General features: G+C 41.7%; 26 protein-coding genes. All 26 read left to right on the top strand.

Annotated features, from left to right (window positions below; translation table 11 throughout):
• The first annotated feature begins 38 nt into the window (after positions 1-38).
• The 26 genes from fapR to trmFO all read left to right on the top strand — a co-directional run bounded on the left by fapR (position 39) and on the right by trmFO (position 26,130).
• Positions 39-620: a transcription factor FapR gene (gene fapR, locus BAA9072_RS05850; protein ID WP_201713760.1), complete on the top strand. Its 582-nt coding sequence runs from the start codon at positions 39-41 to the stop codon at positions 618-620.
• A complete protein-coding gene (gene plsX, locus BAA9072_RS05855; RefSeq protein ID WP_201713761.1) occupies positions 621-1,619 on the top strand; it encodes a phosphate acyltransferase PlsX in 999 nt (332 codons plus the stop codon).
• Positions 1,612-2,556 (top strand): ACP S-malonyltransferase, encoded by a 945-nt coding sequence (gene fabD, locus BAA9072_RS05860; RefSeq protein ID WP_201713762.1) that lies wholly within the window; start codon positions 1,612-1,614, stop codon positions 2,554-2,556. The genes plsX and fabD overlap by 8 nt, the downstream gene beginning before the upstream one ends.
• Positions 2,557-3,300 carry a 3-oxoacyl-[acyl-carrier-protein] reductase gene (fabG, locus tag BAA9072_RS05865; protein WP_201713763.1) on the top strand — a complete coding sequence of 248 codons (744 nt, stop codon included), beginning with the start codon at positions 2,557-2,559 and terminating at the stop codon, positions 3,298-3,300. It begins immediately after the preceding gene.
• 94 nt (positions 3,301-3,394) lie between these two features.
• On the top strand, positions 3,395-3,628 hold the full coding sequence (acpP, locus tag BAA9072_RS05870) for an acyl carrier protein (protein ID WP_034755712.1): 234 nt from the start codon (positions 3,395-3,397) through the stop codon (positions 3,626-3,628).
• A gap of 191 nt (positions 3,629-3,819) precedes the next feature.
• On the top strand, positions 3,820-4,566 hold the full coding sequence (gene rnc / locus BAA9072_RS05875) for a ribonuclease III (RefSeq protein ID WP_201713764.1): 747 nt from the start codon (positions 3,820-3,822) through the stop codon (positions 4,564-4,566).
• A gap of 11 nt (positions 4,567-4,577) precedes the next feature.
• Positions 4,578-8,144, top strand: a complete 3,567-nt coding sequence (smc, locus tag BAA9072_RS05880) for a chromosome segregation protein SMC (RefSeq protein WP_201713765.1) — start codon at positions 4,578-4,580, stop codon at positions 8,142-8,144.
• A gap of 16 nt (positions 8,145-8,160) precedes the next feature.
• A complete protein-coding gene (gene ftsY, locus BAA9072_RS05885) occupies positions 8,161-9,147 on the top strand; it encodes a signal recognition particle-docking protein FtsY (RefSeq protein WP_201713766.1) in 987 nt (328 codons plus the stop codon).
• A 172-nt stretch (positions 9,148-9,319) separates the two neighbouring features.
• Positions 9,320-9,652: a putative DNA-binding protein gene (locus tag BAA9072_RS05890; protein WP_201713767.1), complete on the top strand. Its 333-nt coding sequence runs from the start codon at positions 9,320-9,322 to the stop codon at positions 9,650-9,652.
• A 12-nt stretch (positions 9,653-9,664) separates the two neighbouring features.
• The gene (ffh, locus tag BAA9072_RS05895; RefSeq protein ID WP_201713768.1) at positions 9,665-11,008 is read left to right on the top strand and encodes a signal recognition particle protein; all 1,344 of its coding nucleotides are present in this window, start codon (positions 9,665-9,667) and stop codon (positions 11,006-11,008) included.
• A gap of 118 nt (positions 11,009-11,126) precedes the next feature.
• The gene (gene rpsP / locus BAA9072_RS05900; protein WP_032088859.1) at positions 11,127-11,399 is read left to right on the top strand and encodes a 30S ribosomal protein S16; all 273 of its coding nucleotides are present in this window, start codon (positions 11,127-11,129) and stop codon (positions 11,397-11,399) included.
• 12 nt (positions 11,400-11,411) lie between these two features.
• A complete protein-coding gene (locus BAA9072_RS05905; protein ID WP_201713769.1) occupies positions 11,412-11,645 on the top strand; it encodes a KH domain-containing protein in 234 nt (77 codons plus the stop codon).
• Between the two features lie 230 nt (positions 11,646-11,875).
• Positions 11,876-12,262 (top strand): YlqD family protein, encoded by a 387-nt coding sequence (locus BAA9072_RS05910; protein ID WP_201713770.1) that lies wholly within the window; start codon positions 11,876-11,878, stop codon positions 12,260-12,262.
• Positions 12,263-12,279: 17 nt separating this feature from the next.
• A complete protein-coding gene (rimM, locus tag BAA9072_RS05915) occupies positions 12,280-12,798 on the top strand; it encodes a ribosome maturation factor RimM (protein ID WP_201713771.1) in 519 nt (172 codons plus the stop codon).
• Entirely contained in the window at positions 12,798-13,532 is a 735-nt protein-coding gene (gene trmD / locus BAA9072_RS05920) for a tRNA (guanosine(37)-N1)-methyltransferase TrmD (protein ID WP_201714040.1), read from the top strand. The genes rimM and trmD overlap by 1 nt, the downstream gene beginning before the upstream one ends.
• A gap of 136 nt (positions 13,533-13,668) precedes the next feature.
• Positions 13,669-14,013 carry a 50S ribosomal protein L19 gene (rplS, locus tag BAA9072_RS05925; RefSeq protein ID WP_032088854.1) on the top strand — a complete coding sequence of 115 codons (345 nt, stop codon included), beginning with the start codon at positions 13,669-13,671 and terminating at the stop codon, positions 14,011-14,013.
• 175 nt (positions 14,014-14,188) lie between these two features.
• Positions 14,189-14,728, top strand: coding sequence for a signal peptidase I (gene lepB, locus BAA9072_RS05930; protein WP_330999270.1), 540 nt, complete (start codon positions 14,189-14,191; stop codon positions 14,726-14,728).
• 28 nt (positions 14,729-14,756) lie between these two features.
• Positions 14,757-15,623 (top strand): ribosome biogenesis GTPase YlqF, encoded by an 867-nt coding sequence (ylqF, locus tag BAA9072_RS05935; RefSeq protein ID WP_201713773.1) that lies wholly within the window; start codon positions 14,757-14,759, stop codon positions 15,621-15,623.
• 91 nt (positions 15,624-15,714) lie between these two features.
• Positions 15,715-16,497, top strand: a complete 783-nt coding sequence (locus BAA9072_RS05940; protein WP_408015207.1) for a ribonuclease HII — start codon at positions 15,715-15,717, stop codon at positions 16,495-16,497.
• Between the two features lie 70 nt (positions 16,498-16,567).
• Positions 16,568-18,346, top strand: coding sequence for a hypothetical protein (locus BAA9072_RS05945; protein ID WP_201713774.1), 1,779 nt, complete (start codon positions 16,568-16,570; stop codon positions 18,344-18,346).
• Positions 18,343-18,624: an EscU/YscU/HrcU family type III secretion system export apparatus switch protein gene (locus tag BAA9072_RS05950; protein WP_201713775.1), complete on the top strand. Its 282-nt coding sequence runs from the start codon at positions 18,343-18,345 to the stop codon at positions 18,622-18,624. The genes BAA9072_RS05945 and BAA9072_RS05950 overlap by 4 nt, the downstream gene beginning before the upstream one ends.
• Before the next feature lie 248 nt (positions 18,625-18,872).
• A complete protein-coding gene (sucC, locus tag BAA9072_RS05955) occupies positions 18,873-20,033 on the top strand; it encodes an ADP-forming succinate--CoA ligase subunit beta (RefSeq protein WP_201713776.1) in 1,161 nt (386 codons plus the stop codon).
• Between the two features lie 16 nt (positions 20,034-20,049).
• Positions 20,050-20,952 carry a succinate--CoA ligase subunit alpha gene (sucD, locus tag BAA9072_RS05960; RefSeq protein WP_098351794.1) on the top strand — a complete coding sequence of 301 codons (903 nt, stop codon included), beginning with the start codon at positions 20,050-20,052 and terminating at the stop codon, positions 20,950-20,952.
• 88 nt (positions 20,953-21,040) lie between these two features.
• Complete coding sequence (dprA, locus tag BAA9072_RS05965; RefSeq protein WP_201713777.1) at positions 21,041-21,916, top strand: DNA-processing protein DprA; 876 nt, start codon at positions 21,041-21,043, stop codon at positions 21,914-21,916.
• Between the two features lie 516 nt (positions 21,917-22,432).
• A complete protein-coding gene (gene topA, locus BAA9072_RS05970) occupies positions 22,433-24,508 on the top strand; it encodes a type I DNA topoisomerase (protein ID WP_201713778.1) in 2,076 nt (691 codons plus the stop codon).
• Positions 24,509-24,831: 323 nt separating this feature from the next.
• Positions 24,832-26,130 carry an FADH(2)-oxidizing methylenetetrahydrofolate--tRNA-(uracil(54)-C(5))-methyltransferase TrmFO gene (gene trmFO / locus BAA9072_RS05975; protein ID WP_201713779.1) on the top strand — a complete coding sequence of 433 codons (1,299 nt, stop codon included), beginning with the start codon at positions 24,832-24,834 and terminating at the stop codon, positions 26,128-26,130.
• Positions 26,131-26,163 lie beyond the last annotated feature (33 nt).

Raw genomic sequence — 26,163 nt, forward strand, 5'->3', positions numbered from 1 at the left:
CTATTAGTACCTAGTACTAATACTGGACGGTGTTTATATTGAGACTTTCGAAAAAAGAAAGACAGAGAAACCTTACAGACACGATTAATGAAAATCCTTTCATAACAGATGAAGATTTGGCAGAACGGTTTCTGGTGAGTGTGCAGACCATCCGGTTGGACCGCATGGAATTATCGATACCAGAGCTTCGTGAACGAATTAAATTTGTTGCAGAGAAATCGTTTGAAGACGAAGTAAAATCGTTGCCTATTGAAGAGATTATTGGGGAAATTATTGATATAGAATTAGATCAAAGCGCTATTTCCATCTTTGATGTAAAGCGTGAACATGTTTTTGTCAGAAATGGAATTGCAAGGGGACATCATTTGTTCGCTCAAGCGAATTCCCTTGCTGTTGCCGTTATAAATGATGACTTGGCGTTAACAGCGAAGTCAACCATTCGTTTTACACGGCCTGTGAAAGAAGGAGAACGGGTTGTCGCAAAAGCGAAAGTGATACATATGAAAGATCAAAAAGACCGAACAACGGTAGAAGTTCAAAGTTTAGTCGGTGGTGAGCTCGTTTTTACAGGTGAATTTGAAATGTATCGCTCTAAAAAATCTGTAAAGGATGAAGAGTAGATGAAATTAGCCGTTGATGCAATGGGCGGGGATCATGCCCCTAAAGAAATTGTTCTTGGTGTGAAACGTGCATTAAGTGAATTTAATGATATTGAAGTGCTTTTATACGGAGATGAAGAGCGGATAAAGCATTACATCACTCCGGAAGACCGCCTGACGATCATTCACACAGATGAAATGATAGAGGGTACAGATGAACCTGTCAGAGCTGTGAAACGCAAAAAGAATGCATCGATGGTTCTTATGGCCCAAGCGGTCAAAAATGGCGAAGCTGATGCGTGTATCTCAGCAGGGAATACAGGTGCCCTTATGACGGCAGGCTTGTTCATTGTAGGAAGAATAGAAGGGATCGAACGGCCTGCGTTGGCACCGACCCTTCCTACACTTGATGGGACAGGTTTTCTTATGCTCGATTTAGGTGCAAATGTTGATGCTAAACCTGAACATCTTGCCCAATATGCTGTAATGGGAAGCATATATGCTGAGAAAGTAAGAGGTATTAAGAATCCGCGTATAGGCTTATTGAACATTGGAACAGAGGACAAAAAGGGAAATGAATTAACGAAGAAAGCGTTCCAGCTATTAAAGGAGCAGCCAATTAATTTTGTAGGAAATGTTGAGTCCAGAGATTTACTTGATGGACCGGCGGATGTTGTCGTAACGGATGGTTTTACCGGGAATATGGTACTCAAAACAATAGAAGGAACGGCTCTCTCCGTCTTTTCCTTGTTGAAAAAAACGTTCACAGCCTCAACGAAGAATAAGCTTGCTGCCGGATTGGTCAAGAATGATCTGAAACAATTAAAGAATATGCTTGATTATACAGAGTACGGTGGAGCAGGTTTGTTCGGTCTCAAAGCTCCAGTCATCAAAGCCCATGGCTCTTCCAATGAAGTGGCCTTCTATAATGCCATGAGACAAGCAAGAGATATGGTGAAGCACGACGTTTCCAAGACAATAAAAGAAGCAATAAAGGGGAGTGTGGAGTATTATGAGTAAAATCGCATTTATCTTTCCGGGACAAGGTTCTCAAACGGTCGGGATGGGAAAAGAATTAGCTGAGCAATATCCTGAAGTTCAATCCTTCTTCAAGCAAGCAGATGAACGGTTGAGTTCAAATTTGTCAACGGTTATTTTTGAAGGTCCGCAGGAAGAGCTTACACAGACTACAAATGCCCAGCCTGCACTATTGACGACAAGCATGGCCATCCTCGACCGCTTAAAAGCCGAGGGGATTACCGCGGATTTTACAGCAGGGCACAGCTTAGGTGAATACTCTGCCCTGGTAGCTGCAGGGGCTATTGATTTTGAAGATGCCGTGTATGCCGTTCGCAAAAGAGGGGAATTCATGGAGGAAGCAGTACCGAGTGGAGAAGGAACAATGGCAGCAGTACTTGGTATGGCAAGAGAACCGCTTAAAGAAGTGACCGATCTTGTTACAGGTGAGGGGCATACTGTCGGACTCGCCAACTTAAATTGTCCAGGACAAATTGTTATTTCAGGTACCGCAAAGGGAGTGGAACTTGCTTCAGAGAAAGCGAAGGAAGCAGGTGCGAAGCGGGTCATCCCCCTTCAGGTGAGCGGCCCTTTCCATTCTGAATTAATGAAACCTGCTGCCGACCAGTTCGTTTCAATCCTGGACTCAATCACAATCAAAGATGCAGCTGTACCGGTCATTGCAAATGTGACCGCCGCACCTGTGACAGACCATGAAGAGATCAAGCGATTATTAATTGAACAATTATATTCTCCTGTTCAATGGGAAGACTCTGTTGAGAAGCTCCTTGAATTAGGAGTGGATACATTTATAGAAGTGGGACCCGGCAAAGTACTCTCAGGTTTAGTGAAAAAAGTGAATAGAAGAGTGAAAACATATGCTGTTCAAGATGAAGCATCCTTGGAACAAACCATTCAAGCGTTGAAGGAGGAAGCTTAAATGAATTTAGAAGGTAAAGTGGCACTAGTTACGGGAGCGTCCCGGGGAATCGGACGGGAAATCGCGTTGGAACTTGCGCGGCAAGGCTGTAATGTCGCAGTGAATTTTGCAGGTAGTGAAGCGAAGGCAAACGAAGTCGTAGATGAAATCAAAAGAATTGGCAGAGAGGCAATCGCCGTACAATGTAATGTATCAGATGCTGAAGCGGTTCAGGCGATGGTGAAAGAAACAATTGGACAATTTGGTTCTATTGATATTCTTGTGAATAATGCCGGAATTACAAAAGATAATTTGTTAATGAGAATGAAAGAAACGGAATGGGATGATGTGATCAACATCAATCTTAAAGGAGTATTCCTTTGTACAAAAGCTGTTACTCGCCAAATGATGAAACAAAGAAGTGGACGGATCATCAATATCTCTTCGATTGTAGGAGTGAGTGGCAACCCGGGTCAAGCAAACTATGTAGCAGCCAAATCAGGTGTGATCGGTTTGACGAAAACAACCGCGAAGGAGCTTGCTCCCCGTGGCATTACGGTAAATGCAATTGCTCCCGGATTCATTTCCACGGATATGACCGATCAGCTTCCTGAAGACGTTCGCAATGAAATGTTAAAGCAAATTCCTTTAAGCAGACTCGGCGATCCAGAGGATATAGCAAAGGTAGTGACGTTCGTAGCATCGGATTCAGCTTCATATATGACTGGTCAAACCCTTCATATCGATGGCGGAATGGTTATGTAATGGGTAAAAATTAATAATTTATGCATCGTTTTTATGTATACTCTTTTCATTAGAGGTCAAAATGCTCTATAATACTTGAGGGGAGGTGACAAAAATGGCAGAAGTATTAGATCGTGTAACAAAAATTATCGTTGATCGTCTGGGTGTGGATGAATCTCAAGTAACTCTTGAAGCTTCTTTCAAAGAAGATCTAGGAGCTGACTCCCTTGATGTAGTTGAGCTGGTTATGGAACTTGAAGATGAATTCGATATGGAAATCTCTGACGATGATGCTGAAAAAATCGGCACAGTAGGTGATGCTGTGAACTACATACAAGCAAAAGCTTAATCGTCAGATTGGATTGGCAGATGGCACCTGTCCATCTATCATCAAACCATTTAAAACTTGGTAGGGGTTTCACCTCTACCAAGTTTATTTGTGTTCTAACCTCATATGCAAGATTTTTTTGCGTAAATGATTTTTTTAGAATAAACTTGATTAGTATACATTGAGAACATATTAGCAAGGTGGAGTGCCTTATGCGAAAGCAGAGCAGAAATTATGGATTATCTAAACATAAAAATGATTTGAAATTCAAGACATTTCAAAATCAAATGGGAATTCAATTTAAAGACGAAAAACTCCTTAAACAAGCTTTTACTCATTCATCCTATGTGAATGAGCATCGTCGAAAGCCTTACGAAGACAATGAACGCTTAGAATTTCTCGGGGACGCTGTTCTGGAATTGACAGTATCTCAATTTCTTTTTAAGAAGTATCCCATGATGAGCGAGGGGGAACTTACGAAATTAAGGGCGGCTATCGTATGCGAGCCTTCCTTGGTGAAGTTCTCGATAGAATTGAATTTCGGTGAACTTATCCTCCTGGGAAAGGGAGAGGAAATGACAGGTGGTCGCGAGAGACCGGCTTTACTCGCAGATGTCTTTGAAGCGTTTATCGGGGCAGTATATTTGGATCAAGGGTTGGAGACAGTTATTTCCATCCTTGAAAAAGTTGTCTATCCAAAAATTAATGTCGGTGCTTTTTCTCATGTGATGGATTATAAGAGTCAGTTGCAAGAGCTGGTTCAAAGGGGCAGTGCAGGAATGATCGAATATAGTATCTTAGAAGAAAGCGGGCCAGCCCACAATCGTCAGTTTATTTCCAGAGTGAGTTTAAATGACGATGAATTAGGGATCGGAAAAGGCCGGTCAAAAAAAGAGGCTGAACAACAAGCCGCACAGAAAGCGCTAGAAAAGTTAAAACAAAAGCTAGATGCTAAATAGGGGGAAAGAAGATGTTCCTCAAACAACTAGAAGTAATGGGGTTTAAATCTTTTGCAGAAAGAGTATCCGTGGAGTTTGTCCCGGGTGTCACGGCTGTTGTTGGACCAAACGGCAGTGGGAAAAGCAATATTATCGACGCAATCAGGTGGGTGCTGGGTGAACAATCCGCAAAAAGTCTCCGCGGTTCTAAAATGGAAGATGTCATTTTTGCCGGCAGTGATTCAAGAAAAGCCCTCAATATAGCGGAAGTGACTCTTGTCTTAGATAATGAGGACGGAGCGCTGCCCATCGACTATAGCGAGGTCAGTGTCACAAGGAGGGTCTACCGGTCGGGAGATAGTGAATATTTACTTAATAAACAGCCATGCAGGTTAAAGGACATCATTGAACTGTTTATGGATTCCGGTTTAGGAAAAGAGGCATTCTCCATCATCAGCCAGGGGAAAGTGGAAGAAATCCTGAACAGTAAGCCGGAAGAAAGAAGAACGATCTTTGAAGAGGCTGCCGGGGTATTGAAGTATAAATCACGGAAGAAAAAGGCTGAAAATAAGTTATTTGAAACACAAGAAAATCTTAATCGTGTGAATGACATTCTTCATGAGTTGGAAGGGCAGGTCGAACCACTAAAAATCCAGGCTTCCATGGCTCGGGATTATTTGGAGAAAAAAGAGGAACTTGAGAAGTTCGAAGTCGCTTTGACCGTCTATGATATTGAAGATTTACATAAGCAGTGGGAGCAGCTTAGTGAAGAATTCGAGCAACATGGGAAAGAAGAAGAAGCACTTTCCAGGCGAATTCAAGAAAAAGAAGCCATCCTTACCCAAACGCGGGAAAAGATCGCAGCTCTTGATGAATCGATTTCAAACCTGCAAGAAGTGCTGCTGGCCACCAGTGAAGAATTAGAGAAGCTTGAGGGCAGGAAACAAGTATTAGTCGAGCGGAAAAAAAATTCATCTACAAACGAATCACAGCTAAAGCAATCCATAAAAGAAGCAGATAGACAAATTCAGCAATTAGCTTCTGAAAAAGAGGCGGCTGAACGTGAATTCAAAACGATTGAATCAGATGTATTGCAGCTAAAAGAGCTGCTTATCTCAAAACAAAATCAATTCAAGCACTATAATGAAAATATTGAAGATGTGATTGAATCATTTAAAAGTGATTACATTGAAAAACTCAATCAACAGGCATCAGCGAAAAATGAAATTCAGTATCTTAAACAACAGCTGGAACAACAGTCCAGCCGGAGCGGACGCTTAGAAGCAGAAAATGAAAAATATGTCACTCAGCGTGATGAATTACATTTGCGTCACAATGAACGCTCAAAAGAACTTCAGGAACAAAAAGAACAGATCGATGAGCATATTTTCTTTTACCGTGAAGAACAGAAAAAGCTTGAATCTGTGAAAGCTAAATATGAAAAACAAGAAAAAACGCTTTATCAAGCTTTTCAATTTCTACAGCAAGCGAAGTCAAGGAAAGAAATGCTTGAAGAGATGGAGGAAGACTATTCAGGATTCTTCCAGGGGGTAAAAGAAGTCCTTAAGGAGCGATCGGGTAAGTTAACCGGTATTCAAGGAGCGGTAGCTGAACTCATTACCGTTCCTAAATCGTATGAAACGGCCATGGAAACGGCTCTCGCTGCCTCTATGCAGCATATCGTGGTGAGTACAGAAGAAGATGGCCGCAAAGCCATTGCCTTTTTGAAGAAGAATCAATATGGCCGTGCCACCTTCTTGCCGATGAACGTGATCAAAGGGAAATCGATACCTGAAAGCCAAAAGAATATGCTGAAAGGACATCCTTCCTTTGTAGGAGTGGGAGCTGATCTATTGAATTTTGATCAACGCTTTCACATGGTGATCTCCAACTTGCTTGGTAATGTCATCATCACGAAGGATTTAAAAGGAGCAAATGAAATCGCCAAACTTGTTCAATATCGATATCGACTGGTTACGTTGGAAGGAGATGTCGTGAATCCTGGTGGATCCATGTCTGGCGGTATGATGAAGCAAAAGAAAAATTCGCTTCTTTCCAGGAAGGGTGAACTTGAAGAGATGAAAGAAAAGCTTTCCAGTATGGAAAAACAGACTGAACAGCTTCAATCTCAAGTGAAATCCCTGAAGGAAGAGAGCAGTTTTCGAGAGAAGAAGCTGGAAGAAATGAGAGTGAAGGGAGAGAACTTGCGTCTCAAGGAGCAGGAGCTGCTCTCCCAGCTTCGGGAAATCGAACTTTCTAGACAAAACCTTGATGAAAGGCTGTCTCTCTATGACTTGGAGAAAAAAGATTTCACATCGATCAAAGAGAAACATGATTTCAGAACAAAAGAGTTGGACGCTTCACTTAAGGAGATAGGAGAAGAAATTGCGAGCCTCGATGAGAAGATCAACGAGCTGACTCTTCAGAAAAATAGTGAACGAACATCTAAGGACGCTTTATTGAATGAAATCAGTGATATGAAGGTAACCCTTGCTGCACGAAATGAACAACTGGTGAACACACGACATCAATTGAACCGGGTACACGATACGATGGAGGAAGCAAGCAAACGAAAAGCAAGTCTACTGGATGACCTGGAATGGCTGCAGACAGAAATGAAGGATAACTTCTCGGGAGAAGAGCAACTTGGTAAAAAAGCAGAAGAGTGTGCCATTCAAAAGGAAGAAACCACCAGGTTAATTACTGTCCGCCGGGACGAGCGCTCGTCTCTTCAACATTCTGTTGAAGAGGAAGAACTGGATTTAAAAGAGTTGAAGCGTCAGCATAAAGGGTTGGTAGGTGCACTCAGGGATGAGGAAGTAAAAATCAATCGTCTGGATGTAGATCTTGAGAATCGTCTTGATCATTTAAGGGATGAGTATCTGCTTTCCTTTGAGGCGGCAAAAGAGGACTACCCTCTATCCGTTGAGGTGGAAGATGCAAGAAAGAAAGTGAAACTGATAAAATTAGCACTGGAAGAGCTCGGGACCGTCAATCTTGGTGCGATTGATGAATATGAACGAGTAAAAGAAAGATATGAATTTTTAGTTGATCAGAAGAATGATCTTACTGAAGCGAAGGATACTCTCTATCTCGTCATCAATGAAATGGACGCTGAGATGGTCAAACGTTTTGATCAAACTTTCACAAGTATCCAAGAGGAATTTGAAGGTGTGTTTAAAGCTTTATTTGGTGGTGGACGAGCGGAGTTGAAGCTGACTGATCCATCTGATCTTCTTCATACCGGTGTGGATATAGTAGCCCAGCCGCCAGGCAAGAAACTGCAGAACCTCGGACTTATGTCCGGTGGGGAACGGGCTTTGACGGCCATTGCCCTGCTGTTTTCCATTTTGAAGATCCGCCCTGTTCCATTTTGTATATTGGATGAAGTTGAAGCCGCCCTTGATGAAGCGAATGTGCAGAGGTTCAGCCAATATTTAAAGAAATTCAGTGACGAAACACAATTCATCGTCATCACTCATCGTAAAGGCACAATGGAAGAAGCTCACGTACTGTACGGTGTAACAATGCAGGAATCAGGTGTGTCTAAATTAGTGTCAGTCAGACTACAGGAAACAAAGGAACTACTTGAAACTTAAATAAGGGTGTGGGAAAGTGAGTTTTTTTAAGAAACTTAAAGATAAATTTACACAGTCGAGTGATAATGTAACAGAGAAATTTAAAGATGGGTTAAGTAAAACCAGAAATAACTTCACTTCAAAGGTGAACGACCTGGTCGCCAGATATCGTAAAGTTGATGAAGAGTTCTTTGAAGAGCTGGAAGAAATCCTGATTGGTGCGGATGTAGGCTTTGATACCGTCATGGAACTGATTGATGAACTTAAGCTTGAAGTGAAGCGAAAGAATATTCAAGATACGGAAGATGTCCAATCTGTTATATCCGAGAAGCTTGTAGAAATCTATCAGGGTGATCGGGAAGAGGACAGCACCCTGAACATTCAAGACGACCAGTTGACGGTTTTACTGTTTGTGGGTGTAAATGGAGTAGGGAAGACGACGACTATCGGTAAAATGGCCCATATGTTCAAGGAACAGGGAAAAAATGTTGTTCTTGCAGCAGGTGACACATTCCGTGCAGGAGCGATCGAGCAGCTTGAAGTATGGGGGGAACGTGTAGGGGTTCCGGTCATCAAGCAAGCCGCTGGAAGCGATCCTGCGGCCGTTATGTTTGATGCCGTTCAATCTGCAAAAGCGAAAAAAGCAGACATACTTATTTGCGATACAGCAGGAAGATTGCAAAATAAAGTAAACCTTATGAAAGAGCTTGAGAAAGTGAAGCGGGTAATCGAAAGAGAAATTCCAGGTGCTCCTCACGAAGTATTGCTTGTTCTTGACGCCACTACGGGTCAAAATGCCATGGTACAGGCAAAGACTTTTAAAGAAGCAACTAACGTTTCAGGAATCGTCCTTACGAAGCTTGATGGTACAGCAAAAGGCGGGATTGTTCTCGCCATCAGAAATGAGCTCGAAATTCCAGTGAAATACGTAGGTCTGGGAGAAAAAATGGATGACCTTCAGCCGTTCGACGCTGAAAAATATGTATATGGGTTGTTTTCAAATCTCGTAGATGATGAAGAATAAAAAAGAGCAGCCTGATGAGAGACTAGAAGATGTAGTCTTGCAGGCTGCTCTTTTTTTAGTAAAGCAAAAATTGATTTTCTCTATGGAAAATCGATAAGTATCCTTGACAAACACCCGTAGACACTGTATTCTTCATATGTAAAGGTTTTTCACTTAACAAGGAGGGATATCCGTGCTGGAGAAAACAACCAGAATGAATTATCTCTACGATTTTTATCAATCTTTGTTAACTCCCAAGCAAAGCAGCTATATGTCCCTCTATTATCTGGATGATTTCTCTTTAGGGGAAATCGCTGAGGAATATCATGTTAGCCGGCAGGCAGTGTACGATAACATTAAGCGGACAGAGGCCATGATCGAGGAGTACGAAGAAAAGCTTTTATTATTTAAAAAATTTCAAGAACGCAACGAGATTCTTGATCAATTAAGACAAAAAATAGAAGAACCATCAATCGATTCTTCTCATTGTTTAAAACTCATTGATGATCTTGAAATATTGGATTAGGAGGCGGCATGAATGGCATTTGAAGGATTAGCCGACCGACTGCAAGGTACAATACAAAAAATCCGCGGAAAAGGAAAGATCTCAGAAGCGGATGTTAAAGAAATGATGCGTGAAGTTCGTCTTGCTCTTTTGGAAGCGGACGTTAATTTTAAAGTGGTGAAGCAATTCGTCAAGAAAGTAAGTGAAAGGGCTGTCGGGCAGGAAGTCATGAAGAGCCTTACTCCAGGACAACAAGTTATTAAAGTTGTTCAGGAAGAGCTTACAAACTTGATGGGAGGCGAACAAAGTCAGATTACCGTCGCTAAACGTCCTCCGACTGTCATTATGATGGTTGGTTTACAAGGTGCAGGTAAAACAACGACCACTGGTAAGCTTGCGAACCTGCTTCGAAAGAAACATAACCGCAAACCACTATTAGTGGCTGCAGATATTTACCGTCCCGCTGCCATCAAGCAGTTAGAAACCATCGGGAAGCAATTAAGCCTTCCTGTGTTTTCACTCGGAGATCAGGTGAGTCCTGTGGAAATTGCGAAAAGAGCTATTGAAAAGGCCAAAGAAGAACATCACGATTATGTTCTGATTGATACGGCGGGTCGACTTCACATTGATGAAAATCTGATGGGAGAGTTGAAAGAAATTAAAGAACTCTCAAATCCGGACGAAATTTTCCTCGTTGTGGATGCCATGACTGGTCAAGATGCAGTCAATGTTGCTCAAAGCTTCAATGAAGCTCTAGGCATATCAGGTGTTGTCCTCACCAAACTCGACGGTGATACTCGAGGAGGAGCAGCCTTATCCATCCGTTCCGTCACTGAAAAACCCATTAAATTTGTTGGGATGGGCGAGAAGATGGATGCCTTGGAAGCATTCCACCCTGAACGGATGGCGTCGAGGATCCTGGGTATGGGAGATGTTCTATCCCTCATTGAAAAGGCACAAGCCAATGTCGATGAAGAGAAGGCCAAAGAACTTGAACAAAAAATGCGTACCATGTCTTTCACATTTGATGATTTCCTTGAGCAATTAGGTCAAGTAAAGCAAATGGGTCCACTGGATGAGTTACTCAAAATGATGCCTGGGGCAAACAAAATGAAGGGCTTGGATAAGCTTCAAGTCGATGACAAGCAGATCAGTCATGTCGAAGCGATCATCCAATCCATGACGGGTGATGAGAAAATCCATCCTGAAACCATCAATGCTTCCCGTCGTAAACGGATTGCCAAAGGGAGCGGAACATCCATTCAAGAGGTAAACCGGCTTCTGAAACAATTCGAAGACATGAAGAAAATGATGAAACAGATGAGTGGCATGCAAGGAAAAGGTAAGAAAAAAGGGATGAAATTCCCATTTATGTAAGCAATCCGTTCAATTTTTTATAAGAAAAATTGAACTGTTAAGAAAAAACCCTTTACAAACAAAATACACATTTGATATTATACTAACTTGTGTGAAACTATTCGGAGGTGCTTTAATAATGGCAGTAAAAATCAGATTAAAACGTATGGGAGCAAAAAAATCTCCTTTCTATCGTATCGTAGTTGCAGATTCTCGTTCACCACGTGATGGACGTCAAATTGAAACAGTTGGTACTTACAACCCTGTTGCTAAACCAGCTGAAGTCAAAATTGATGAAGAGTTAGCTCTTAAATGGTTATCTAATGGTGCTAAGCCATCTGACACAGTTCGTAACCTATTCTCAAAACAAGGCATTATGGAAAAATTCCACAATGCTAAAAACAGCAAGTAATCGATTAGATCGATGAAGGATCTTATTCTAACGATTGTGAAACCTTTAGTTGACCATCCGGACGCTGTCCGCGTCGATTTGGATGAAGGAACGAACGGCTTAACCTACAAGTTATCTGTTCATCCTGAGGACATGGGAAAGGTTATTGGGAAACAAGGGAGAGTAGCTAAATCGATTCGAACTGTGGTATACGCTGCAGCAGGATCTTCACAACAGAAGAAAATCTTTTTAGAGATAGTGGAGTAAGAAAGCTTTCATAAGCTTCTTGCTTCTGCTCTAGGGAATTAGGGGACTGACCCACAAAGGTTACTTTATAGCCTTAACACGTCAGTCCCCTTTTTCATAGGTATGACCTGAACACAATGGTATGATATAGTCAGAGGATTATTAAAGGTCCATACAAGCGGCCACTCCCCTAAGAACACCCTTGGATCCTTACTTCATTGCGGGGTGAGTAGAAGGAGGAGGAAGAACTCTTGAACGTGATACATACGATTACGATTAAACAGGTACTGACAGAAAAGAGTAAGGACTTGTTGATGAAACGATATGAGAATCAAGCGTTTCATTTGAAAAAGGAATGTGACCAGCTGCAATTTGAAATGAAGAAAATTGAAAGAGGAAAGAAATACCCAACACACAAATTAAATCAGCATTTTGATAGAGAATTAAATGAACGGGCTGAAAAAATCAAGCTGTTGGATTTTCAAATGGAACAGCTGAATATCCTGCCGATCGGCAGCGAACTGAAGGAAAAAGAAGTCCAAGGTATGATGGACATTCAAGTTGGTGACAATTGGGAAGAAGAAACATTATCCAAAACAATTATCATAGAAGATGGAATTGTGAAAGAAATTCGTTAATGCAAGAGGTGAATGTGATGGAAAAGTGGTTTAAAGTAGGTAAGATTGTCAACACACATGGGGTTAAAGGAGAAGTAAAGGTCGTTTCAACAACGGATTTCCCAGAAGAGCGTTATCAAATAGGGAACACCCTTTCCTTATTCAAAATGGAAGATCAAGATCCAATCAGTCTAGTGATCAAATCTCACAGAAGCCATAAAAACTTTGATTTACTTACCTTTGAGGGATATGAAAATATCAATGAGGTCGAAAAGTTTAAAGAAGGAATTCTGAAGGTGCAAGAAGACCAGTTACAGGAACTGGATGAAGGGGAGTACTACTTCCATGAGATTGTGGGCTGTAAGGTAAAGACGACTGCAGGTGAAGACCTCGGTACCATTAAAGAGATTTTGAGCCCCGGTGCGAACGATGTATGGGTAGTGAAAGGGGAGCGCGGGAAAGAGTACCTCATACCCTACATTGAGGATATAGTGATAAGTGTCGATATTGAACAACAGCTCATCACGATTGAGCCGATGGAAGGCCTGTTATCATGATGAGAATTGACGTGCTATCTCTTTTTCCCGGGATGTTTGAGGGTATCTTCGGCGATTCGATATTAAAAAAGGCGAAGGAAAAAGAAGCCGTAACCTATAATGTAATTAACTTTCGTGAGTACGCCGACAATAAACATAATCAAGTAGATGATTATCCATACGGTGGGGGAGCAGGAATGGTTTTGAAGCCTCAGCCGATATTTGATGCGGTTGAGGCATTGCAAAAAGAAGAGAATTCAAAACCGAGGGTCATCCTCATGTGCCCTCAGGGAGAACGCTATACCCAACAAAAGGCAGAGGAACTTGCGAAAGAAGATCACCTCGTATTTATATGCGGTCATTATGAAGGGTATGATGAACGAATCAGAGAGCACGTGGTAACCGACGAAATCTCCATTGGTGACTATGTGTTGACCGGCGGGGAACTCGGTGCGATGGTGGTCATAGATAGTGTTGTCCGTCTGCTTCCCGGAGTACTTGGGAATGAGGATTCCCCCATACTTGATTCGTTCTCTTCAGGTCTCTTAGAGCATCCGCATTACACCCGTCCTTCGGATTTCAGAGGGATGAAGGTACCCGGAGAGTTGATTTCAGGAAATCATCGTCTGATCGATGAATGGAGAGAGAAAGAGAGCCTGAGAAGGACCTATGAGAGAAGACCGGATCTATTAGAGAGTTATCCCCTCACAGATCGACAAAAGACGTGGATAGAGGAATGGAGAAACTCTAAATAGGCTATTGCATCCTGAATGCCTGTATGATATTATATTCTTTGTGGTTCCAGGAGTTAGCTCCTGAAGTCATGGATCCCGATGTTCCGCTGCAATCAATCGCTTTTGTAAGAGCATCTGTTGGAAGGAGTTGAATAAGATGCACAAATTAATCGAAGATATTACGAAAGAACAACTTCGCTCTGATCTACCATCTTTCCGTCCTGGTGATACAGTACGTGTACACGTTAACATCGTTGAGGGTACCCGTGAACGTATTCAGGTTTACGAAGGAGTAGTAATCAAACGCCGTGGTGGCGGTATCAGCGAAACATTTACTGTTCGTAAAATTTCTTACGGTGTAGGTGTTGAGCGTACTTTCCCAGTACACACACCTAAAATCGCTAAATTAGAAGTTATTCGTCGCGGTAAAGTCCGTCGTGCGAAACTTTATTACCTACGTAATCTGCGTGGTAAAGCGGCTCGTATTAAAGAAATTCGATAAGAACGTAAGAAAAGGAGCTTGGAGACAAGCTCCTTTTCCTTTTTCTAAAACCTTTCGTTCAAGGGAATAGAAAGAGGGTATCGACTATTTTCGGGAAACCACCAATTTTTAATGAGAATTAGGAGAATTTCTAGTAGAATAGAAAAAGATAGAAAAAATCATGGGTGGTGGAGATGTGGTTAAAGAAAAAAACGAGTGGTGGGAGTGGATGAAGGCCCTGTTAATTGCAGTCGGATTAGCTGCTATTATCAGATTCTTTTTATTTGCACCCATAGTTGTTGATGGATTATCAATGATGCCTACTTTACATAATGGTGACCGGATGATAGTAAGTAAACTGGGTGAGCCTGAGCGATTCGATATCGTCGTTTTCCATGCACCTGAACATAAGGACTATATTAAGCGTGTCATTGGATTGCCGGGGGATAAGGTAGAGTATAAAGATGATACATTATATATTAACGGAAAAGCCTATTCAGAACCCTATCTCAATGAATACAAAGGTCAATTGAACGGTGGTGTCTTAACCGAAGATTTCACATTAAAAGACATAACCGGGGAAGAAACGGTTCCGGATGGTGAAATCTTTGTCATGGGAGATAATCGTCGATTCAGTAAAGATAGCCGACATATCGGAACGGTCTCGACAGATGAAGTGATCGGGGACACAAAAGTGATCTATTGGCCTGTTAAAGATATCGGTTTGGTGAAATAATAGAAAAAAGTCGTTTGGAGGTGGTCATATGACAATACAATGGTTTCCAGGGCATATGGCTAAAGCTCGTAGACAAGTTACTGAGAAATTAAAACTTGTAGACATAGTGATTGAATTGGTAGATGCAAGAATCCCGTTATCATCCAGAAATCCGATGATTGAAGAAATCATTGGTCAAAAGCCACGACTCGTTTTATTAAATAAAGCAGACATGGCAGACACAAACAGGACCAATCAGTGGATTGCCTACTTCAAAGAGCAGGGAATTACAGCCCTTGCGGTAAATGCACAGGCCGGCAAAGGTCTCCAAGTCATCGTGCAGGCTGCTAAAGAAATCCTGAAAGATAAATTCGACCGCATGAAGTCGAGAGGAATGAGGCCACGTGCCATCAGGGCAATGATTGTGGGGATTCCAAATGTAGGTAAATCCACATTGATCAACCGGCTTGCGAAGAAAAACATCGCAAAAACAGGGAATACACCTGGCGTGACGAAAGCCCAGCAGTGGATCAAGGTTGGAAAAGAACTTGAATTGCTCGATACTCCAGGGATATTATGGCCGAAGTTTGAAGATCCGAAGGTTGGTTATAAACTGGCTTTAACGGGTGCGATTAAAGATACCATCCTGAATTTGCAGGATATTGCCGTATACGGCTTGCGTTTTCTGGCAGAAAACTATCCGGAGAGATTAGAAGAGCGATACGGCCTCGATGGAATACCTGAAGAAGTAGTGGATAGTTTTGATATAATCGGGGCTAAAAGAGGCTGTCTGATGGCTGGTGGAGAAGTGAATTATGACAAGACGTCTGAAGTCATCGTGAGGGATATCCGAAATGTCCAATTAGGACCTATGACATTTGATTTCATTGGGGAAACTGAAAAAGATAGTGAATAAAAGGAAGAGGCTGTATAAAGGGACGGAATCTCTTTGAAGCAGCCTCTTTATTTTTGTGGTGGATATCCGATATATACGAGGAGGAACAAAAGTGGTGAGAGTACATAGAACGATCAAAGAAATTAAAGTATTGATCGGGGCCCTGTCTGATTCGGATCCAATATGGGAGGAACTGAAACAGGATGATAGAAAAGGTGTTCAGAGACTTTTGCAGCAGCAAGAACGGGAATGGGTGAAGAAGGAAAAGGAGAAAGAAGAATTTGAAACTCTCACCCGATATGAAAAGGAGCTGCGCCTTCAAGGCTTTACCCACATCGCCGGGATAGACGAAGTGGGGAGGGGGCCACTTGCCGGACCGGTAGTCACGGCAGCTGTCATCCTTCCCCATGACTTCTTTTTGGCAGGATTGAATGATAGCAAAAAGCTTTCAGAGACGAAAAGAGAAGAATATTATGAATATATCCGGGAAAACGCCATTTCGATCGGGGTAGGTATGGTCCATGCGGAAGAAATTGATTCCATCAATATTTATCAAGCGACGAAAAAGGCGATGAATGAAGCAATCGTTCATCTGCCGGTTCAGCCTGATTACTTATTAATTGATGCGATGAAAATTCATTCACCATTTCCAAGTCAATCAATCATTAAAGGGGACTCGAAAAGTATTTCCATTGCTGCTGCGTCAATTATCGCTAAGGTTACAAGAGACAGGATGATGAAGGAATATGCTGTAAAATACCCGGGCTATGCATTCGAGAAGAATGCCGGGTATGGAACTAAAGACCATTTAATGGGATTGAAACGATTCGGTGTAACCCCTCTTCATCGAAAAAGCTTTGCACCGGTAAAGGAGCTTCTTCACGCTGATCATTAAGTGAAGTATTGAAATCCTAAGAACAAAAGTTGAGTATTACTACTAAATAATGGGAAGGGAGGAAAGGGAGATGACTTACATTCATGGTACTTCAGGTAATCGACCACTCTCCTCTGCAGCTGGGAAGCCATTTTCATTACAAGAAGGAAAGGTAATTAATATTAAGGTACATAAGCTATTGGGAAATGACGTTGCAGAGGTATCTGCTAATGGCCAGAGGTTCGTGGCGAAGCTTGAAGCTCATTTGATGACAGGAGAGCGTCACTGGGTGGAAGTGAAGCAAACAGAGAATGGAATAAGCCTTCAGTTAATACCCTCTCAAAATGGAGATGGGAAGAACATAGCATCCAAACTCTTACATCACCTTTCCATTTCTACCAAAGAGAAAGAAATGACTTCACTGGTGATGGAACTTGTGAAGAACAAGATACCAATTTCAAAAGACATGCTGGTATTTGCAGAGAAGCATGTAAGGGGCAATGAAGCATCTCATAACATTAAGTTAATTGTAGAAATGGCAAATAAGAATTTGCCGTTTACAGACAGGATATTCTTTTCGATGAAATCCGGAGAGAAGACTGATTTTATTTCCATGTTGGACACACTCTCTTTAAAGTTAAGTGAAACAGGCAGGGATGCAGATACCCTTAATTTGCTTCAAAAACTGCAAAAACCTATAAGAATGAACATTTCTGAAAACCTCGTCATTAAAGCCTTGACTGGGTTGGCAGATTCTTCTCAACCCTTTTCAAATCGATTGGGGCATTTTGATTTATTGAAGTCCCTTGGATTCTTTTCAAATGAAGCAGTCATGGATCAATGGAAGGAACGGCTAACGAGGATGATACAGGACCGGCTGCCAATAGAAGGGGGGAAGAGTAGGAAAGGTGAGCAATTACATGGAACGTCACCCCAAACCCGTCCTGCAGAGAATCTTCGGAATGAGTTCAACCGGCTTTCATCAAAAATTGGCACCGGACCGGAGTACCTTAAAGGAGTTTCCTCCCTTGTTGATAAATTGATGGTGTCAGCAAACCACATGAAGGGAAGGAAAGATGATGCTTCTGAATCAGTGGCAAAACAGCTTGTTGGATTGGCAGGGAAGGAGAAACTTGTAGAAATGAATCTTACCAAGCTTGAGAAGTTGTGGGGAACTGGTGTCCCTTCCTCCAATCAGGAGAAGATTTTTCAACAGCTTCATCACCAAACGGTTTTGGAACTTTCGCAACAATTGAGGGGAGAAGAATTGGCCAAAGTATTAAAAAGGGTGATTGGGGATTTCGGGATCAATTATGAAGCTCAGTTCCATAAAGGATTTGAGATCCACGGTCAGACTCTCAAGGAGCATCTTATCGGGTTAAGTCAGCACCACCCTGCATCAGACATACGCCAACTGGCTGATGAGATTGTTTTAAAAATGAACCATCAGGTGCTTCAATCTCAGGATCATTCCCCATTTCTAACGATCGTTCAACAATTTCCCCTGTATCTGTTTGGACGAAACACAGATATTACTCTGCAATGGACAGGAAAAGAGAAGGAAAAGGGTGTAATAGATGGGGATTACTGCCGTGTATTATTGTATTTGCAGCTGGAGGGGTTAAATGAGACATTAGTCGATATGCAGGTTCAAAACCGTGTGATATCCTTAACTGTCTGGAATGACCATTCTGTTGTTGAGTCGCTGACCCAATCATTTATTCCTGATCTGAAAGAAGGACTGGAGAAACTGGACTATCAGCTATTAACCGTAAAGGTGAAGATTCCGGATAAACACACAAGGCTATCAGAAAAAATCCTGGGTGATCAGCCTAATCAAACATTTTCCGGAGTTGATGTAAAGATATGAAAGACAGGTATGAGCGGAAGGAAGCAATTGCTTTAGGGTACAACCAGCATGACGGTTCAGCACCAAAAGTCGTGGCAAAAGGAAAAGGCATTATTGCTGAAAACATTCTTTCGAAAGCGACTGAGCATGGTGTACCTGTACAGGAAGATAAGAGCCTTTTGTCCCTTCTCGGGAACCTGGATACAGGTGAATCCATCCCGGAGGAATTATACGGTGCAGTCGCAGAAGTCTTTGCTTTTATCTACCGTTTGGACAGAGACATTTCTAAGATGGACTAAGAAAACAGATTTTGTTCCGGGATCATCTCAATACCTTGGTTCGAGATGTACTATATATTTTTTAAGTATAGTAATTTATTAGCACTACTCCCAATAAACATGGCGTGAGGGAGACGAATTCTACTGAATTATGTTCGGAATTTTTAAATTAATATAATATTTTTAGCATAATGGTAGACAGATATACTGTCATTTTATACAATGAAAGCGCAGTCTATTTTTTGAAGAGTTTGATAGGAGGATGGAAAATGAATATCCATGAATATCAAGGTAAAGAAATCCTCAGAAATTACGGGGTGTCCGTACCAAATGGTAAAGTGGCTTTTACAGCTGAAGAAGCAGTAGAAGCGGCGAAAACGTTAGATTCTAGCGTATATGTAGTGAAGGCTCAAATCCATGCAGGTGGTCGAGGCAAAGCTGGTGGAGTCAAAATCGCCAAAAGCCTGGACGAAGTGCGTACATATGCAGAAGAGTTAATTGGTAAAACTTTAGTTACTCACCAAACGGGTCCTGAAGGTAAGGAAGTAAAGCGCTTACTTATCGAAGAAGGCTGTGATATCAAGAAAGAATATTATGTAGGTCTTGTATTGGACCGAGCAACTTCACAAGTTGTCCTGATGGCTTCAGAAGAAGGCGGAACGGAAATTGAAGAAGTAGCAGAACAAACTCCGGAAAAAATCTTTAAAGAGTACATCGATCCTGTTGTTGGATTAACAGGTTTCCAAGCGAGACGTATTGCATTCAATATCAACATTCCTCAAAAGCTTGTTGGAAAAGCAGCTAAATTCATGATGGGTCTTTACAATGTGTACGTCCAAAAGGATGCTTCCATTGTTGAAATTAACCCGTTAGTAGTAACAGGGGATGGAGACGTAATGGCACTTGATGCGAAGTTCAACTTCGATTCAAATGCATTATATCGTCAAAAAGATGTCATCGAGTTACGAGATCTTGAAGAAGAAGATGCGAAAGAAATTGAAGCTTCTAAGTATGACCTAAGCTATATTTCCCTTGACGGTAATATCGGGTGTATGGTTAACGGAGCTGGTCTTGCCATGGCTACGATGGACATCGTGAAGCATTATGGCGGAGATCCCGCTAACTTCCTTGATGTTGGGGGCGGTGCCACAGCTGAAAAGGTAACAGAAGCATTCAAAATCATCCTTTCTGATGAAAACGTTAAAGGTATTTTCGTCAATATCTTCGGTGGAATCATGAAATGTGACGTCATTGCAACAGGAGTAGTGGAAGCAGCTAAGCAAATCGGTCTTCAAGTACCTCTAGTTGTACGTCTTGAAGGTACAAACGTTGACCTAGGAAAAGAAATCCTGAATCAATCAGGATTGAATATTATTGCAGCTGAATCCATGGCAGACGGCGCACAAAAAATCGTTGAGCAAGTAGGCTAAGAAAGGCGGGGGACTAATGAGCGTATTTATTAATAAAGATACCAAGGTTGTTGTACAAGGAATTACAGGATCAACAGCTTTATTCCATACAAAGCAAATGCTTGAATACGGTACACAAATCGTGGCAGGTGTAACACCTGGAAAAGGCGGAACAGAGGTTGAAGGCGTACCTGTTTTCAATACGGTGGAAGAAGCAAAGAAAGCAACTGGCGTAAATGCATCCGTCATTTATGTTCCTGCTCCATTTGCAGCAGATGCAATCATGGAAGCGGTAGATGCCGAGCTTGATTTAGCCATTTGTATCACAGAGCATATTCCTGTGTTGGATATGGTGAAGGTTAAGCGTTATATGGAAGGCAAGAAAACTCGCCTTGTTGGGCCAAACTGTCCTGGAGTCATTACTCCTGACGAGTGTAAAATTGGTATCATGCCAGGTTACATCCATACAAAAGGTCATGTAGGGGTGGTTTCACGTTCTGGTACTCTGACGTATGAAGCTGTTCACCAACTTTCACAAGCTGGAATCGGACAATCAACGGCAGTAGGTATCGGAGGAGATCCTGTAAACGGTACAGATTTCATCGACGTATTGAAAGCATTTAATGAAGATGAGGACACGTATGCCGTGATCATGATTGGTGAGATCGGTGGTACGGCCGAAGAAGAAGCTGCTGAATGGATCAAAGCCAATATGACGAAGCCTGTAGTCGGCTTCATCGGAGGACGTACGGCACCTCCAGGGAAACGTATGGGTCATGCCGGTGCTATCATTTCCGGTGGTAAAGGAACGGCTGATGAGAAAATCCGTGTTATGAATGAATGCGGGATTCAAGTAGCCCCAACTCCTTCAGATATGGGCGAAACATTGATCAAGGTTCTGAAAGAAGAAGGAATCCTCGATAAATGTAAAACTCATTAATTTTTGTATTGAGACTGATAGCATAGCTATCAGTCTCAGTTTTATCTATTTATATTTATTTCACTAAATAATCGTTAGGAGGCTGTAAATGAAAGGAAAACGTCATCTGCTTTTTCATATCCATCACTGCCGGGGAATAGGTTTAAAGGGAACAAAAAGATTAATTCAAACCTGCAGGGATCTTTACACTGTCTTTGATCTCCCCATATCAAAACTTCAACAAATAACTACTGCTACTTCTACGAATATAGAACTCTTCTATAAAGACCTTCATTCCTTTTCTTCAGATCGCTATATGCAACAGTACGCTGAGAACGACATAGAGTGGATTACATTGTTGGATGATGATTATCCCGCTTTATTGAAAAACGTGTATGATCCCCCCTTTCTACTCTTCTTAAAAGGAGACAAGAAATTGCTTCAAGCCTCAATAAAATTGGCTGTAATAGGCTCGAGAAACGCCACTTCCTACACAGAAAAAGTCCTTCAAACCATGATTCCAGAGCTTGTCAAACAAAATGTGGTCATTGTAAGCGGACTTGCCAAAGGCGCCGATACAATGGCACACTATGAATCGATTCACTCAGGTGGTAAAACAATAGGTGTGCTGGGGGGAGGGTTCCAGCATATATATCCAAGACAAAATGTCGATCTGGCTCATCATATGATGGACCATCACCTTCTTCTATCGGAATATCCTCCTTATGTAAAGCCTGCGAAATGGCATTTTCCATTTAGGAACCGAATCATAAGTGGTCTTAGTAATGCGGTACTCGTAACAGAAGCCAGGAAAAAGAGCGGGACCTTCATAACCGCTGACTATGCATTAAACGAAGGAAGAGAAGTTCTATGCGTACCAGGTCCCATACATGACCCATTAGCAGAAGGAACAAATACCCTCATTCAAGAAGGAGCCAAGATGGTGTTATCAATAGAAGACATTTTTTCGGAACTCGGGGTATAAACTTCATAAATATGTTATAAAATCTTTTAATAAGGCTCTCATGGCGCAATCAATCAGTTGTGATTAAAACCAAAAGACAAAGTGTGCTATAAAAATAGTTCTACTATACAAGACTATATCTCCCACAACAAACTATCATAATTCTGTTCTCTATCCATGAAGGGCTTTTTATACCAGCTTTTAGTTAGAAATCAACGAATGGTTTCTTCTCTAAGATAGGAACACACTCTATGAAAAAGCTTAAATAAAAAGGATTTTCACTCATGAAAGCTTGATAATTACAAGTAATTTATACAAAATGGTTGCAATTATAGTAAAACTGTTATACATTTTGCAACAGGTATCAAAAACTGTATATAAGAGAAATAAATAGATAAGAGCAGTACTTCTCTACACTGAAAACAAATTCATACCTGTGTGAATGTAAGTGTAAACGTTTCCGTTTGTACTTGTTAATTAAACATTCCAGGGCGCTATAAAACAGTGATTATTTTCCTCTTTAAGGAGGCTTATTGGATGGCAGATTATTTAGTAATAGTGGAATCGCCGGCTAAGGCGAAAACGATTGAACGTTATTTAGGAAAAAAATATAAGGTCAGGGCTTCAATGGGACACGTCAGAGACTTACCCAAAAGTCAAATGGGCGTGAATGTTGAGAATGAATTTGAGCCTAAGTATATTACGATCCGGGGTAAGGGCCCTGTATTAAAAGAATTGAAAACAGCTGCGAAAAAAGTGAAAAGAATCTTTCTTGCAGCCGACCCCGACAGAGAGGGGGAGGCGATTGCCTGGCATCTTGCTCACAGCCTGGATATGGACACTACTTCAGAGTGCAGGGTTGTATTTAACGAAATCACCAAGGATGCAATCAAAGAATCTTTCAAGCATCCCCGTGCAATCAATATGGACCTGGTCGATGCTCAGCAGGCGCGCAGAATTTTAGACAGGTTGGTAGGGTACAACATCAGCCCATTGTTATGGAAAAAGGTCAAAAAAGGATTAAGTGCCGGGAGGGTTCAATCCGTAGCCGTCCGCTTAATCATCGACAGGGAAAATGAAATCAAAAGCTTCACACCTGAAGAGTACTGGTCCATCGAAGCGGAATTCACCAAAGGAAAAGATACCTTCCAGGCATCTTTTTATGGTATTGACGGTAAAAAGGTAGAGCTGAAAACGGAAGAGGACGTAAAAGATGTTCTCGGGAAAATAAAAGGTAAATCCTTTCAAGTCAATAAAGTGACAAAGAAGGAAAGAAAAAGAAATCCCGCACCTCCGTTTACTACTTCATCCCTTCAACAGGAAGCAGCACGGAAATTAAATTTCCGCGCAAAGAAGACAATGATGCTTGCACAGCAATTATACGAAGGAATCGAGATGGGTAAACAAGGAACCGTTGGATTTATCACTTATATGAGAACGGACTCCACCCGTATTTCCGAAGTCGCTCAAAAAGAAGCCAATGAATACATCGTGAATAAATATGGCCAGGATTTCATCAAACAGTCTGATCGCAAAGAAAAAAAACAGCAAAAAGCTCAGGATGCCCATGAAGCTGTTCGTCCGACCAGTACCTTAAGAGATCCATCGTCCGTTAAAGAGTTTCTTTCCAGAGACCAATACCGGCTGTATAAATTGATCTGGGAACGGTTTGTAGCAAGTGAGATGGCTCCAGCGATTATGGATACAATGAGTGTCGATATTGTAAATGGCTCAGTAATGTTTAGAGCAACTGGTTCAAAAGTGAAGTTCCCCGGCTTTATGAAGGTATATGTCGAGGGATCTGATGACCAAAAAGAAGAAAAAGACAATCTTCTTCCGGCATTGGAAGAAAAAGATAAAGTGAAAAGTGAAAACATCGACCCAAATCAGCATTTCACTCAGCCTCCACCAAGGTATACCGAGGCCCGACTTGTTAAAACATTAGAAGAACTGGGTATAGGCAGACCTTCCACATATGCTCCGACCCTTGATACGATACAAAGAAGAGGATATGTAACCCTGGATAACAAGCGTTTTATTCCGACAGAGCTTGGAGAAATCGTATTAGAGTTAGTAAGGGAATTCTTCCCGGATATCATCGATGTCGAGTTTACGGCAAACATGGAACGGAGCCTTGATGACATAGAGGATGGCAATGTGAGATGGGAGAGAATCATTGACCGTTTTTATCAGGATTTTGAAAAACATCTTGAGAAAGCGGAAAACGAAATGGAGAAAATTGAAATTCGTGATGAACCTGCCGGAGAAGACTGTGAAGAATGCGGTCATCCAATGGTGTTTAAAATGGGGCGGTATGGTAAATTCATGGCTTGCAGTAATTTTCCTGACTGCCGGAATACAAAGCCGATCGTCAAAGAAATCGGTGTGAAATGCCCTAAATGTGAAAAAGGAAATATCATTGAACGTAAAAGTAAGAAGAAGCGTATTTTCTACGGGTGTGATCAGTATCCTGAATGTGATTTCTTATCCTGGGACAAACCGATTGAAAGGAAATGTCCGAAATGTTCTGAGTTGCTCGTAGAGAAGAAGCTTAAAAAGGGTAATCAAATTCAATGTACGAATTGTGATTATAAAGAAGAGCCGCAGAAATAGTGTAGGTTTGAGTGTTCTAACAACCCGGTCCAGTGATTGGGAGGTGGTGAGGAATACTAATCAACCCCTCATCACCTGATGATTGTGAACAGTGTTAATAAAAAACGTTGATTGTTGAACAATGAACTTATACAATGTAACGAGGGACTGTTCCAACAGGTGATTTCTCTATTGCCTAATGGGTCAGCCCTTTTGTGTTTACACGTAATCTGTTTAACAGCTGATACGAATTTCAATATACATGAATCTTTTTTATTATCGTCCCTTGATGTTCAATGCAAAGGGGATAAAGATCGTGTTTGGCCTGTAGGAGGTTAATCGTCATGCCAGTAAACGTCATTGGAGCAGGGTTAGCAGGAAGTGAAGCCGCTTGGCAGATAGCGAAGAGGGGAATAAAGGTCAACCTTTTCGAAATGAGACCCATTACTAAAACGCCTGCCCACCATACAGATAAATTTGCAGAGCTTGTGTGCAGTAACTCACTTAGAGCAAATACTCTTACAAATGCAGTAGGAGTGTTAAAGGAAGAAATGAGACGATTGGATTCAGTCATTCTGTCAGCTGCGGATTCATGTTCCGTTCCTGCTGGAGGAGCATTGGCCGTTGATCGTCATGAATTTGCAGCATTGGTTACGGATAAAGTGAAAAATCACCCGAACGTTACAGTGTTTAATGAAGAGGTCACCAATATACCCGAGGGAATCACCATCGTAGCGACCGGACCGCTTACAAGTGAGGGGCTTTCTAAGCAAATCAAGCACCTGACAGGAGAAGAACATTTATACTTCTATGATGCAGCTGCACCGATCATAGAGAAAGACTCCATAGATATGGATAAGGTATACTTGAAGTCACGTTATGATAAAGGGGAAGCTGCGTACTTAAATTGTCCTATGACTGAAAGTGAGTTCGATCGTTTCTATGAAGCACTTATATCCGCAGAGACGGTTCCGCTGAAAGAGTTTGAAAAAGAAGTATTTTTTGAAGGTTGTATGCCAATTGAGGTCATGGCTTCTCGTGGGAAGAAGACCATGTTATTTGGCCCCCTTAAGCCAGTGGGATTAGAAGACCCTAAAACAGGAAAACGTCCATATGCTGTAGTACAATTAAGGCAAGATGATGCAGCGGGGACACTTTACAATATCGTCGGGTTTCAAACTCATTTAAAGTGGGGGCCTCAGAAAGAGGTTCTTCGCTTGATTCCAGGACTTGAGAATGCGGATATTGTCCGTTTTGGTGTCATGCACAGGAATACCTTCATCAACTCACCAAATGTCCTAAAAGATACGTATCAGCTAAAAAATCATGAAAATCTGTTTTTTGCAGGACAAATGACAGGTGTGGAAGGCTATGTTGAATCTGCTGCAAGCGGATTGATCGCCGGAATCAATGCGGCAAAACTAGCTATGGAAAAAGAGCCCCTGGAGTTTCCTGCCGATACGGCAATCGGAAGCATGGCCAGATATATTACGACCGCTAACAAAAACAACTTTCAACCGATGAATGCCAATTTCGGACTTTTCCCTGACTTACCCAAAAAGGTCAAAGGTAAAAAAGAACGGAATGAACAACACGCAAACAGGGCACTGGAAACAATTCAGAACTTTGTGAAAAAAGTGTAAAATTCATTGCAAGGGTTGCCTTGTTGTGTTACT

This window comes from Rossellomorea arthrocnemi (assembly GCF_904424705.1).
GTDB lineage: Bacteria > Bacillota > Bacilli > Bacillales > Bacillaceae_B > Rossellomorea > Rossellomorea arthrocnemi.

Excerpts from the sequence above, each read along its gene's own strand:
- plsX (WP_201713761.1), top strand. The coding sequence starts at position 621 with ATGAAATTAGCCGTTGATGCAATGGGCGGGGATCATGCCCCTAAAGAA.
- fabD (WP_201713762.1), top strand. The coding sequence starts at position 1,612 with ATGAGTAAAATCGCATTTATCTTTCCGGGACAAGGTTCTCAAACGGTC.
- fabG (WP_201713763.1), top strand. The coding sequence starts at position 2,557 with ATGAATTTAGAAGGTAAAGTGGCACTAGTTACGGGAGCGTCCCGGGGA.
- acpP (WP_034755712.1), top strand. The coding sequence starts at position 3,395 with ATGGCAGAAGTATTAGATCGTGTAACAAAAATTATCGTTGATCGTCTG.
- rnc (WP_201713764.1), top strand. The coding sequence starts at position 3,820 with ATGCGAAAGCAGAGCAGAAATTATGGATTATCTAAACATAAAAATGAT.
- smc (WP_201713765.1), top strand. The coding sequence starts at position 4,578 with ATGTTCCTCAAACAACTAGAAGTAATGGGGTTTAAATCTTTTGCAGAA.
- ffh (WP_201713768.1), top strand. The coding sequence starts at position 9,665 with ATGGCATTTGAAGGATTAGCCGACCGACTGCAAGGTACAATACAAAAA.
- rpsP (WP_032088859.1), top strand. The coding sequence starts at position 11,127 with ATGGCAGTAAAAATCAGATTAAAACGTATGGGAGCAAAAAAATCTCCT.
- BAA9072_RS05905 (WP_201713769.1), top strand. The coding sequence starts at position 11,412 with ATGAAGGATCTTATTCTAACGATTGTGAAACCTTTAGTTGACCATCCG.
- rimM (WP_201713771.1), top strand. The coding sequence starts at position 12,280 with ATGGAAAAGTGGTTTAAAGTAGGTAAGATTGTCAACACACATGGGGTT.
- trmD (WP_201714040.1), top strand. The coding sequence starts at position 12,798 with ATGAGAATTGACGTGCTATCTCTTTTTCCCGGGATGTTTGAGGGTATC.
- rplS (WP_032088854.1), top strand. The coding sequence starts at position 13,669 with ATGCACAAATTAATCGAAGATATTACGAAAGAACAACTTCGCTCTGAT.
- ylqF (WP_201713773.1), top strand. The coding sequence starts at position 14,757 with ATGACAATACAATGGTTTCCAGGGCATATGGCTAAAGCTCGTAGACAA.
- BAA9072_RS05945 (WP_201713774.1), top strand. The coding sequence starts at position 16,568 with ATGACTTACATTCATGGTACTTCAGGTAATCGACCACTCTCCTCTGCA.
- BAA9072_RS05950 (WP_201713775.1), top strand. The coding sequence starts at position 18,343 with ATGAAAGACAGGTATGAGCGGAAGGAAGCAATTGCTTTAGGGTACAAC.
- sucC (WP_201713776.1), top strand. The coding sequence starts at position 18,873 with ATGAATATCCATGAATATCAAGGTAAAGAAATCCTCAGAAATTACGGG.
- sucD (WP_098351794.1), top strand. The coding sequence starts at position 20,050 with ATGAGCGTATTTATTAATAAAGATACCAAGGTTGTTGTACAAGGAATT.
- dprA (WP_201713777.1), top strand. The coding sequence starts at position 21,041 with ATGAAAGGAAAACGTCATCTGCTTTTTCATATCCATCACTGCCGGGGA.
- topA (WP_201713778.1), top strand. The coding sequence starts at position 22,433 with ATGGCAGATTATTTAGTAATAGTGGAATCGCCGGCTAAGGCGAAAACG.
- trmFO (WP_201713779.1), top strand. The coding sequence starts at position 24,832 with ATGCCAGTAAACGTCATTGGAGCAGGGTTAGCAGGAAGTGAAGCCGCT.